General features: G+C 62.4%; 11 protein-coding genes. 8 read left to right on the plus strand and 3 right to left on the minus strand.

Going from position 1 to position 11,542, the window contains the following annotated elements; all coding sequences use genetic code 11:
• Positions 1-6 precede the first annotated feature (6 nt).
• Positions 7-852 carry an invasion associated locus B family protein gene (locus JKL45_RS24950; RefSeq protein WP_201864504.1) on the plus strand — a complete coding sequence of 282 codons (846 nt, stop codon included), beginning with the start codon at positions 7-9 and terminating at the stop codon, positions 850-852.
• Positions 853-922: 70 nt separating this feature from the next.
• On the opposite strand, the gene hspQ is transcribed toward JKL45_RS24950, so the two are convergent.
• A complete protein-coding gene (hspQ, locus tag JKL45_RS24955) occupies positions 923-1,252 on the minus strand; it encodes a heat shock protein HspQ (RefSeq protein ID WP_201864505.1) in 330 nt (109 codons plus the stop codon).
• Positions 1,253-1,455: 203 nt separating this feature from the next.
• Here hspQ and JKL45_RS24960 point away from each other — a divergent pair, with 203 nt between their 5' ends.
• Entirely contained in the window at positions 1,456-2,427 is a 972-nt protein-coding gene (locus tag JKL45_RS24960) for an AEC family transporter (RefSeq protein ID WP_201864506.1), read from the plus strand.
• Here JKL45_RS24960 and JKL45_RS24965 read toward each other — a convergent pair.
• Positions 2,424-3,650, minus strand: coding sequence for a UbiH/UbiF family hydroxylase (locus JKL45_RS24965; protein WP_201864507.1), 1,227 nt, complete (start codon positions 3,648-3,650; stop codon positions 2,424-2,426). The genes JKL45_RS24960 and JKL45_RS24965 overlap by 4 nt on opposite strands.
• A 184-nt stretch (positions 3,651-3,834) precedes the next feature.
• Here JKL45_RS24965 and JKL45_RS24970 point away from each other — a divergent pair, with 184 nt between their 5' ends.
• From JKL45_RS24970 to JKL45_RS24990, 5 genes are all read left to right on the plus strand, one after another.
• Entirely contained in the window at positions 3,835-5,382 is a 1,548-nt protein-coding gene (locus tag JKL45_RS24970) for an ABC transporter ATP-binding protein (protein WP_201864508.1), read from the plus strand.
• The gene (locus JKL45_RS24975) at positions 5,372-6,448 is read left to right on the plus strand and encodes an ABC transporter permease (protein ID WP_201864509.1); all 1,077 of its coding nucleotides are present in this window, start codon (positions 5,372-5,374) and stop codon (positions 6,446-6,448) included. Before JKL45_RS24970 ends, JKL45_RS24975 begins: the two co-directional genes overlap by 11 nt.
• The gene (locus JKL45_RS24980) at positions 6,445-7,362 is read left to right on the plus strand and encodes an ABC transporter permease (RefSeq protein ID WP_201864510.1); all 918 of its coding nucleotides are present in this window, start codon (positions 6,445-6,447) and stop codon (positions 7,360-7,362) included. The genes JKL45_RS24975 and JKL45_RS24980 overlap by 4 nt, the downstream gene beginning before the upstream one ends.
• Positions 7,363-7,465: 103 nt before the next feature.
• Entirely contained in the window at positions 7,466-8,548 is a 1,083-nt protein-coding gene (locus JKL45_RS24985; protein WP_201864511.1) for a BMP family ABC transporter substrate-binding protein, read from the plus strand.
• A 108-nt stretch (positions 8,549-8,656) separates the two neighbouring features.
• Positions 8,657-9,238: a nicotinamidase gene (locus JKL45_RS24990; protein WP_201864512.1), complete on the plus strand. Its 582-nt coding sequence runs from the start codon at positions 8,657-8,659 to the stop codon at positions 9,236-9,238.
• A gap of 68 nt (positions 9,239-9,306) precedes the next feature.
• Here the strand turns inward: JKL45_RS24990 and rimO are convergent, their stop codons facing one another.
• Positions 9,307-10,623: a 30S ribosomal protein S12 methylthiotransferase RimO gene (gene rimO, locus JKL45_RS24995; RefSeq protein WP_201864513.1), complete on the minus strand. Its 1,317-nt coding sequence runs from the start codon at positions 10,621-10,623 to the stop codon at positions 9,307-9,309.
• Positions 10,624-11,088: 465 nt separating this feature from the next.
• On the opposite strand from rimO, the gene JKL45_RS30935 reads away from it, so the two are divergent.
• Positions 11,089-11,478, plus strand: a complete 390-nt coding sequence (locus tag JKL45_RS30935; protein ID WP_201864514.1) for a VanZ family protein — start codon at positions 11,089-11,091, stop codon at positions 11,476-11,478.
• Positions 11,479-11,542: the final 64 nt, after the last annotated feature.

The following is an 11,542-nucleotide window of genomic DNA, read 5'->3' on the forward strand; positions in this document are numbered from 1 at the left end:
AACGATATGTCTTTCGCGACACGCTTCGCGAGCCTGGGGGGGACCCGCGGCCTGGCAACAGCTCTTGCCGTTCTGGTGAGTGCACCCGTTCTGGCTCAGACCGCTCCTACTCAAACTGCTCCGGCCCAGCGCCCTGCGGCTCCGGCAGCTCAGCCGGCCCGCCCGGCGGCTCCGATGGCCCAACCCGCACGTCCTGCCGCTCCGGCCCAGGCCCCGGGTGCCCAGCCTCAGCAGAATGCCGGTCCCACGGTCGTGCAGGTGAAGGCCGAGCCGTCCCAGCCTGAATGGACCAAGGTCTGCGGAACGGACCAGAACACCAAGACCGAGATCTGCTACACCACCCGCGACTTCGTGTCGGATCAGGGCCAGCCGGTTCTCGCCCTCGCCGTCTATGACGTGAAGGGCCCGCAGCCGCAGCGGGTCGTCCGCTTCGTGATGCCGCTCGGCCTGCTCCTGCAGCCGGGTCTGCGCTTCACGGTCGACCAGGGCCAGGCAGTCGCCGGCCGTTACGTCATGTGCCTGCCCAACGGCTGCTTCGCCGAGGCGGCCGTGAAGGATGACTTCATCGCCTCCCTGAAGAAGGGCGCCAACCTGAACGTCAGCGTCCAGAACCAGATGGGTCGCGAGATCACCTTCGCGGTTCCGGCTGCCGGCTTCGGCAAGTCCTTCGACGGTCCTCCGATCGACCCGAAGGTGCTCGAGGAGCAGCAGAAGAAGCTGCAGGAAGAGCTGCAGAAGAAGAGCGAAGAGATGCGCCAGCGCATGCTCCAGAGCCAAGGCGGCGCGCCTGCCGCTCCCGGTGCGGTCCCTGGTGCTGCCGCTCCGGCCGCCCAAGCTGCTCCCAAGCCGTAAGGCCAACCGACTTCCAGCAAACAAAAACGCCGGGCTCATGGCCCGGCGTTTTCTTTTGATGTGCATATTCTCAGTTGGCCAGAATAGGATGGGCTCTGTAGGTGCCGTTCTTCTGCCGCGTGAACATCTCGCCGATCATCGGGTTGCGCAACGGCTCGCCTGACTCATCGGGCAGAAGGTTCTGCTCGGACACATAGGCGATATACTCGGTTTCCGCGTTCTCGGCGAAGAGGTGGTAGAAGGGCTGGTCCTTATGCGGACGGACTTCCTCAGGGATCGAAAGCCACCATTCTTCCGTGTTGTCGAATTCAGGGTCGACATCGAAAATCAGCCCCCTGAAGTCAAAAACCCGATGTCGAACCACTTGGCCAATCGCGAATTTGGCTGAACTCGCTTTCATGGTCTTAACTCCTTGAGCCACATATAGAGATTTGGGCGGGAATCTCCAAATCCGCCGCCTGTCACAAGGCCGAGAGCAGGTTGCCGGCGACGAGCGTTGCATTCCAGGACTATGGCCCTTCCGAAAGGCGGGATTGTAGCAAGGTTGGAACCTTGCCAGAAAGAGCGCTCCATTCCTGCCCATCCCCTCGTTTGGAGCCGCCCATGTCCGACCTGATCGGGCTGTTCAACCTGCTCGCCCCCTTTTTCGGCCTCATCGGCCTCGGCTTCTTCTGCGGCAAGGTGGTGAAGCAGCCGGAGGCCGGCCTCGCCTGGATGCAATTCTTCCTGATCTATGTGGCGCTGCCATGTCTGTTCTATCGCCTCATCGCCGACAAGCCGCTGGATGAACTCGCGAACTGGCCCTTCATCCTGGCCACGACGTTCTCGACCTTCTGTGCCTTCGCGCTCTCCTTCACCACCGGCTGGCGCTACACCAGGGACCTGCCGCAATCGGTCATGCAGGGTGTAGCCGGGTCCTATTCCAACATCGGCTATATGGGGCCGCCGCTGATCCTCGCGGCGATCGGCGCCTCCGCCAGCGCCCCGGTGGTGCTGATCTTCGTCTTCGACAATCTGTTCCTGTTCTCGGTCGTGCCGCTCCTGATGTCCTTCGCCGGGGTGGAGAAGCTGAGCCTGTCGGCCACGATCCGCAGGATCGTCTGGCGGGTCGTGACCCACCCGTTCAACGTCGCGACCGCCATCGGCGTTGCGGCAAGCTACCTGCACCTCCGGCTGCCGCAGGCCGCCGACCAGATCGTCACCTGGCTCTCAGGGGCCGCTGCGCCCTGCGCCTTGTTCATCCTTGGTGTCACCGTGGCTTTGAGGCCTCTGAGACAGATGCCGGACGAGGTTCCTGTCCTGGTGTTCGTCAAGCTGATCCTCCACCCGCTTCTGGTCTGGGTGGTACTGTCGGCCGTGGGGGATTTCGAACCCGCCTGGACCTATGCGGCGATCATTATGGCGGCGCTACCCCCGGCCCTGAACATCTTCGTCATCTCGACCCAGTACAATGTGGGCGTGGAGCGCGCTTCGGCCTGCGTGCTCATCGGCACACTGGTCTCGATGCTGACGCTGACCGGCATCCTCTACATCACCACCAAGACGGGCGCCGTGCCATACGACCTCTTCCCTTAAGCCGGCGAGGCGCCTTGCATCAGGCGCGGCGCGCCGATCTGGGGGAGTACGCCCTCGCGCATGACGATCCGGCGTAAAGGGCCGATGTTGCTGAGCGCCAGGAGGCCGGCACCCCGGAGGAAGTCCGTCGGGATCATGCCTGTGAGGAGAGTGCGGTTGAGACCGTCTACGGCGGCCGTGCGCAGACGGACATCGAGGTCGCGGCTGCGTTGGTACCGGACCAAGGTCTCCTCGGAACCTGGATCGCTGCCCTCGCTCTGCCCGTCGACAACCGCGTCCCTTAAGGAGGCCGCATCGCGGAAGCCGAGATTGAGGCCTTGTGCCCCGATCGGCGGGAACACATGGGCAGCTTCGCCGACAAGGGCGAGGCGCTGGGCCCGGTAGCGGTTCACCGACAATCCTGTCATCGGCACGAGCCCGCGTGGGCCGTCGATGCGCATCGCGCCCAGATGCGATTGAGCCTGCCGCTCGATGGCGAGCGCGAGAGCCGCGTCGTCAAGCTCCGACAGACGCTCCGCGTCGACTTTACTCGTCACCCAAACAAGGCTGGAGCGCCGGCCGGGCAGGGGAACCAGGGTGAATGGCCCATGACGGGTATGAAATTCGGTCGAGGTCTCCCGATGGTCCCGGTCATGGGCTAGGATCACGGTCACGGCCGATTGTGGATAAGACCAGTTTTGAGTGCCGATTCCGGCAATCTGGCGCAGCTTCGAATTACGCCCGTCCGCGGCAACGATAAGGCTCGCCTTAATGGTTCCACCGCCGGTCAGAGTCAGTATGGCTCCAGTCTCATCGGCTTCGAAGCCGCTTGCGAATTCCGACACGTGGGTCAGGTTCTCGCAAGCCCGTGGTGCCTCGGCCAGCTTTTCGACCAAGGTGGCGTTCTCGACGTTCCAGCCAAAAGCATCCAGGCCGATTTCGCCGGCCCGGAAGGAGGCCGGCGGTGGGCGGAACAGGCTGCCCGTGTCGTCAACGATCCGCATGGTCTCGAGCGCTGCCGCCTCCGCGGCGATCCTCGGCCAAGCACCGAGCGCCTCCAGGAAGCGGACCGAGCCGTTGAGAAGGGCGACGGTGCGACCGTCCCGACGCGCGTCGAGCCCTCCCACCAGAACCGTCCTGAAGCCATCCCGGGCAAAGGCCAGGGCAGCGCTCAGGCCCACGGCTCCGGCGCCCACGACGGCAATGTTATAGGTGCTCTCGGTCAAGGCTTGCCTCTTCACCATGCTGTGGATGGGGCGCGGACTCACAATAAACCAAGCTTTCGCCATTGCCGACCGGTGCGCCGCATCCCTATGATCGTCTCACAGAGGAGTAACGAACCGGTACGGCGCTTGCCAGGTTCCGTACGGGCCGTCATTCATGTGCATATTCCGACCCGGCATCAACCTTTAAGTCAGAGACGCTTGTGTGAAGGCAGACGTACCACCCTCGGGACCGCCCCTCGTCGAACTTAAAGGGATCAGCAAGCGTTACGGCGATCTTCTCGCGAATGACGGGATCGACCTGTCGATTGAACCCGGCGAGAAACACGCCCTTCTGGGTGAGAACGGGGCAGGGAAGTCGACCCTGGTCAAGATCCTCTACGGCGTGATCGAGCCGAGCGCCGGCGAGATCCGCTGGGACGGCCGTCCCGTCACCATCGGCTCGCCGGTCGAGGCGCGGGCGCTCGGCCTCGGCATGGTGTTCCAGCATTTCTCGCTCTTCGATGAACTGAGCGTGGCAGAGAACATCGCCGTGGCGCTCTCCAGCGATTGGAGCCTCTCAACCGTCCGGGAGAAGCTCGGCGAGATCAGCCGGACCTACGGGCTGGCGCTCGATGCGGACCGAGCCGTCTGGACCTTGTCTGCGGGCGAACGTCAGCGCATCGAGATCGTCCGTTGCCTGCTTCAGAACCCGCGTCTGCTCATCCTCGATGAGCCCACTTCCGTGCTCACGCCGCAGGAGGCCGAGCACCTTTTCACGACCCTCGACAGGCTCTCGGCCGAGGGGTGCTCAATCCTCTACATCTCGCACAAGCTGGAAGAAGTGCGCCGCCTCTGCCGCCGTGCCACCATCCTGAGGGCAGGGCGGGTGGTGGCGACCATCGACCCTCGGGCGAGCAGCGCCCGCGAGATCGCGGCCCTCATGGTCGGCAACGCCGTGGGCGAGGTCCGCAGCGATGCGCCCCATCATCCGCAGGGGGAAGCACTCAGGGTGTCGAACCTGTCGCTGCCACCGGCTGGCCTGCACGGGCAGGCCTTGCGAGACATCAACCTCGTGGCACGGGCGGGCGAAATCGTCGGCATAGCCGGGGTTGCCGGCAACGGCCAAAGCGAGCTCTTTGCTGCGCTGTCGGGCGAGCGCCTTGCAGATCACCCGGATGCCATCGCCATCAACGGCAAGCCCTCAGGCGCGATGGGGATCGATGCGCGCAGACGTCTTGGCGCGGCCTTCGTGCCGGAGGAGCGTCTTGGCCATTCGGCTGCCCCAACCCATCGTCTGAGCGAGAACACCCTGATTTCCCATGCAGCCACCGAGGTGAGCCGTTCGGGCTTCATCCTGATGAATGCCGCCAAGCGTGTCGCCCGGTCCATCGTTCAGAGCTTTGATGTGCGCACGCCCGAGGGAGACCCTCAGGCACGCAAGCTTTCCGGCGGCAACCTCCAGAAATTCGTCATCGGCCGTGAGATCATCCGGAAGCCGAAGCTCCTCATCGTCGATCAACCGACCTGGGGGGTCGACGCGGGTGCGGCCCGTCTCATTCGACAGGCTCTGGTCGATCTGGCCCGCGAGGGCAGTGCCGTTGTCGTCGTCAGCCAGGATCTCGACGAGTTGTTCGAGGTCGCGGACCGTATGGCCGTGATCCACCAGGGAACTTTGAGCCCTCTGAAGCCCATCGGCGAATGGACCAAGGAAGCCGTGGGGCTTAAAATGCTCGGTGTTTCTCAGGCTCAAGGAGGCGCTCATGCGCTTTGAGCTGACGCCTCGCACCAATGCCTCCACGATGATGCGCGTTTTCGCATCAGTCGCGGCATTCATCACAGCCTTCCTGATCGCCGGCTTCGTCATCTGGCTCATGGGCCGATCCCCCATCGCAGCCTTTGACGTCTATGTTCTCCAGCCCTTGAGCGATCCCTGGTCGCTGCAGGAACTTGTCGTCAAGGCAACCCCGATGGCGCTCATCGCCATCGGCCTCGCCTATTGCTTCCGTGCCAATCTCTGGAACATCGGCGCCGAGGGCCAGTACGTGATCGGGGCGGTGCTCGGCGGCTGGCTTGCCCTGAGAACCCATGGCAGCGATGCCGGCTTCTGGGTTCTGCCCCTCATGCTGCTGCTCGGCGTCATTGGCGGTGCTCTCTGGGGCCTGATCCCGGCCTTCCTGAAAACCCGCTTCGGCGTGAACGAGATTCTCACCAGCCTCATGCTGGTCTATGTGGCGCAGCTGATCCTCGATTATCTCGTGCGCGGGCCCTGGCGCGATCCGAAGGGCTTCAACTTCCCGCAATCGGTGACGTTCGATCCCTCGGCGACGCTCCATCCCATCTTTGAAGGTGGCCGCGTACATTATGGCGCGGTTTTCGCAGCCATCGCGGTCCTGGTCACAGCTATAATTCTTGGCCGAACCCTGTTTGGATACCGTCTCAAGCTCACTGGAGACGCCCCAAGAGCAGCCCGCTTTGCCGGCTTCAGCTCCAAGGCAACGACGTTGGCTGTCTTTGCCATATCCGGCGGGCTCGCCGGATTGGCGGGCATCTTGGAGGTCTCGGGGCAGATCGGCCAGCTGCAGCCCTCAATCTCCCCAGGCTATGGCTTCACGGCCATCACCGTCGCGTTCCTGGGGCGCCTCAACCCTGTTGGCATCCTGGTCGCATCGCTTGTTGTAGCCCTCACCTTCATCGGCGGCGAGAGTGCGCAGATCATGCTGAAGCTGCCGCTCGATCTTACCCAGGCATTCCAGGGCATCCTGCTCATGTGCGTGCTCGCGGCCGACGCCATGGTCAGTTACCGCATTCGTTTCGCCACACGGGGAGGGGGCAAATGACCGTTTTTGAGGCCATTCTCCTCACCATCGTCACCGCCTCCACGCCGTTGCTGATCGCAGCCCTGGGCGAACTCGTGACGGAGCGCTCCGGCGTCCTCAACCTGGGCGTCGAGGGCATGATGGCGATGGGTGCCGCTTGCAGCTTCGCCGCTGCCGTCACCTTCGATTCCACCCTGCTCGGCGTAGTCGCCGGGATGCTGGCGGGTGCCCTTATGGCGGCGCTCTTCGCCCTGCTCGTCCTAGGCTTTGCGGCGAACCAGACGGGCTCTGGTCTCGCTCTGACCATTCTGGGACTTGGCCTGTCCGGCCTCATCGGCGCACCGTTCGTCGGCGCAAGGCGCGATCCCATCGCGCCGATCGATATTCCGGGACTGAGCGACATCCCTGTGATTGGCCGCCTGTTCTTCGAGCAGGATCTCTTCGTCTATGCCTCGATTGCGCTGACCATCGTGGTGGCAATCTACCTTGTCAGAACCCGTTCCGGGCTCACTCTGCGCTCCATCGGCGAGAACCATACATCGGCCAATGCGCTGGGCCTTCCGGTGCGGCAGGTGCGCTTCTGGGCCATCCTGTTCGGCGGTGCCTGTGCGGGTCTGGCGGGAGCTTATCTCGCCCTCGTGTATACCCGCTTCTGGTCGCCCGGAATGACGGCCGGTCGTGGCTGGATTGCCCTGGCGCTCGTGGTTTTCGCCGCTTGGCGCCCGGGCTGGGTGCTGGTCGGCGCCTACATCTTCGGTGCCGCTACGGTGCTGCAGCTTCACGCGCAGGCTGCCCAGTTCGGAGTGCCGTCGCAGGTGTTGTCGGCTGTGCCCTACCTGGCGACGATCCTTGCCCTGCTGCTCCTGTCCATCCGTCACGGCCGAGCCATTGGAGCTCCCGGATCTCTGGGGGCCCCCTTCGTGCCTGACCGATGAGCAATGCGGTGTTAATCTGACCAAAGTGTAGGCAGAGGAATTCTTGCCAGAACGCTTCAGACCTGCGACGGAATAATGGAAATCTAACCTCGAGGGAACGAGCATGTTTTCAGGGAAAGTCTTTGGAGCTTTGGCGGGGGCCACGGTCCTGGCCCTGTCGGCCACGGGCGCTGTTGCCCAGCCGAAGGACAAGGTCAAGGTCGGCTTTATCTATGTGGGTCCGGTAGGCGACCACGGCTGGAGCTACCAGCACGACCAGGGCCGCCAAGCGATTGAGAAGGCCTTTCCAGGCAAGGTCACGACCACTTTCGTGGAAAGCGTGCCGGAAGCCGATTCCGAGCGCGCCATCGAGCAGCTGGCCCGCACCGGCCACGACCTGATCTTCACGACCTCCTTCGGCTTCATGGAGCCGACCCTGAAGGTCGCCAAGAAATACCCGAACATCAAGTTCGAGCACGCCACCGGCTTCAAGCGTAACCCGAACCTCTCGACCTATGCGGCGAAGTTCCATGAGGGCCGCTACATCATCGGCCAGATCGCCGGAAAGATGACCAAGTCGAACACCATCGGCTATGTGGGCGCCTTCCCGATTCCGGAAGTGATCGCCGGCATCAACGCCTTCTACCTCGGCGCCCAGTCGGTTAACCCGGCGGTCAAGATCAAGATCGTGTTCGCCAACACATGGTACGACCCGGCGAAGGAAGGCGATGCCGCCAAGGCTCTCCTCGACCAGGGCGTCGACATGCTGGCCCAGCACACGGACAGCCCGGCTCCGATCCAGGCCGCCGAGGCCCGCGGCAAATTCGGCTTCGGTCAGGCTTCCGACATGGAACGCTTCGCCCCGAAGGCGCAGCTGACCGCCATCGTCGACAACTGGTCCGACTATTACGTTGCCCGCACTAAGGCCGTTCTCGATGGCACCTGGAAGTCGGAGGACGTGTGGGGCGGTATCAACGCCCATATGGTCGTCATGTCGCCTTACAAGAACATGCCCGACGACGTGAAGAAGCTGGCCGAAGAAACGGAGGCTGCGATCAAGTCCGGCAAACTCAATCCCTTCAAGTGCCCGATCATGGGTCAGGACGGCAAAGAGATCGAGTGCAAGGGCCAGGGTGCTCTCTCGGACGAGCAGGTGCTCGGCATGAACTTCTACGTGAAGGGCATCGAGGATAAGATCCCGCAATAAGCCAAACCGCTTTGCGAGAGGTGAGGGCAGCCGAGTGATCGGCTGCCCTTTTCGTTAAAGCCGCTATATTCGTGAACCGGCATACGATCCGGAGAAGGACAGGAAAGCGTGAAGCCGGGCAATCAGGACATTCTCATCGTCACCGACGTCCAGTACGACTTCCTTCCCGGCGGCGCACTTGCCGTGCCCCAAGGCGGTGCGGTGATCGAGCCGATCAACCGTCTCGCCAAAGCCTTCCGCCATGTGGTTCTAACGCAGGATTGGCATCCGAAGGGGCATGCCTCCTTCGCTTCGAGCCATCCGAACAGGCAACCCTTCGAGGTGATCGATCTCCATTACGGCCCGCAGGTGCTCTGGCCCGATCATTGTGTGCAGGGAACACCTGGCGCAGAGATCTCGCGGGAGTCGGATATTCCACATGCGCAGCTCGTCATCCGCAAAGGCTACAACCGGGACATCGACAGCTACTCGGGCTTCAAGGAGGCGGACCGGCACACCTCGACGGGTCTAGAGGGCTATCTGAAGGAGCGTGGCTTCCGCCGGGTCTTCTGTGCAGGGTTGGCCCTGGATTTCTGCGTCGCCTGGACGGCGCTCGACGCGGCCGCCGCCGGTTTTGACACCTACCTGATCGATGACGCTTCGCGGGCCATCGACACCAATGGATCGCTCGCGAGAGCCCAAAACGATTAGAGCGCCGCCGGTGTTCACATCATCGACAGCGCTCAGCTTCAGCTTGAAACTGCATGAAGGGAAGGGGTTTAGACCACCGTCCCGTGCAGGTCGTACTCATCCGAGCTTTCGATTTTGACGTTCACGATCTCGCCGGCCTTGAGCGGCTGGCGTGACGCCACATAGACCGCGCCGTCGATCTCCGGAGCGTCGTACTTTGTGCGACCGGTGGCGACGGTGGCACCAGTCTCGTCGATGATCACCGGCAGGGTCTGGCCGACCTTGCTCTTGAGGATTTCTGTGCTGACCTTCTGCTGGGTCTGCATGAAGCGGTGCCAACGCTCCTCCTTCACCTCAGCTGGCACTGCGCCGGCGATGTCATTGGCGGGCGCGCCTTGGACGGGCTCGTACTGGAAGCAGCCGGCACGGTCGATCTCCGCGTCCTCCAGCCACTCCATGAGGAAGTCCACATCCTCTTCCGTCTCGCCCGGGAACCCCACGATGAAGGTTGAGCGGATGGCGAGGTCCGGGCAGATCTCCCGCCACTTGTGGATGCGCTCCAGGGTCTTTTCCTGGTTCCCGGGGCGGCGCATGGATTTCAGCACCTTGGGGGAGGCGTGCTGGAACGGGATGTCGAGATAGGGAAGGATCTTGCCCTCGGCCATCAGCGGGATGACCTCGTCCACGTGCGGGTAGGGATAGACATAGTGCATGCGCACCCACATGCCGAGTTCGCCCAGTTCCTTGGCAAGCTCGAAGAAGCGCGTGCGGACCTCCCGGTCTTTCCACAGGCTCGGCTGGTACTTGATGTCGAGGCCATAGGCGCTGGTATCCTGCGAGATCACCAGAAGTTCCTTGACCCCGGCCTTGGCGAGCTTTTCGGCCTCGCGCAGCACGTCACCGATAGGGCGGCTCACAAGATCGCCGCGCAGCTTCGGGATGATGCAGAAGGAGCAGCGGTTGTTGCAGCCTTCAGAAATCTTCAAATAGGCGTAATGGCGCGGCGTCAGCTTGACGCCCTGCGGCGGCACGAGGTCCACAAAGGGGTCATGGGCCGGCGGCACCGCCTGGTGCACGGCCGAGACCACGGACTCGTAAGCCTGTGGACCGGTGATCGCCAGCACGTTCGGGAACTGCTCCCGGATCTGCTCAGGCTCGGCACCCATGCAGCCGGTGACGATAACCTTGCCGTTCTCGGCCATGGCCTCACCGATGGCCTCCAGGGATTCGGCCTTGGCGCTGTCGAGGAAGCCACAGGTATTGACGATCACCACGTCGGCCCCGTCGTGCTCCTTGGTCAGCTGGTAGCCTTGGGAGCGAAGCTGGGTGATGATGCGCTCAGAATCCACCAGGGCCTTAGGGCAACCCAGGGATACGAACGAGACTTTAGGCGCGGGAGCATTCATCCGCTAAATCCACTCTTTCAATCGAAACCGACATCTGCAAAAGACGCCCGCCAAGTGCCGCATCGTCGCGAATTCATGGCGGGAGGTTATTCAAACCTGAACTTGAGCAGTCGCGGGCCTAGAGCCCTACATTCCGACTTGCTGAGCAGTTCCGTAATGATACCAATGTCTTGCAAAGGGCTCCGGGGGAGACCGCGATGAAGACTTTCGTGTGCCTGTACAACACCAAGAGGGCCTTTACAACATCCGGGTTGCCGCAAGCGTCAGGCCTTCAGAGAACATCTCTGCGGTTGGATCACTATCTTAATCGCTGATTGCGCTACTTGAGCGAGATAAACGCGAGACACCCTCAACTCAGAGCAGCTATCGTCGGCAATGCAGGTGGAGGAGGGCTCTTTGAATTGTGAATGCCCTTCAAGCTAGCTTCTCTTTATGATCTCCTGGTTTCAGCAACGCAGAGCACCCATGCGCCCCTCCGACCTCCAGCACCGACGCACTATACGAATTGGCTCATGGTTCTGTGTGCTTTTTCTCGCCTTTCTCTCGTTGCTGCCGAGTAACCTCGAGATCAGAACAGGCGCTCCAGACGAACTCGAACACTTTCTCGCATACTTCGTTGCAGCCGTGCTGTTTGGCCTCAGCTACACCCGGAAGCCCCTCCTTGTTGCCGTAGCACTTGTATCGATCAGCGTCCTCCTTGAAGCTCTTCAGGCTTTCTCGCCAGGAAGGTCGGTTCGCCTCCACGATGTTTGGTTTAGCGGAGCAGGGGCGATCTCTGGTGTTGTAGCAGCGTCAATCGTTGTTCGCTGGAGGTTTCGTCTGTTGTGCAGCAAGCAAATAAGTAGTCGGCCCTGAATAATGCGGCGGCACGAGGCGGGCGCTGGATTTCAGGCGACCTGAGAAGTATCCGATTGCGCGA

It is taken from the genome of Microvirga soli, assembly GCF_016734765.1.
Classification (GTDB): Bacteria; Pseudomonadota; Alphaproteobacteria; order Rhizobiales; family Beijerinckiaceae; genus Microvirga; species Microvirga soli.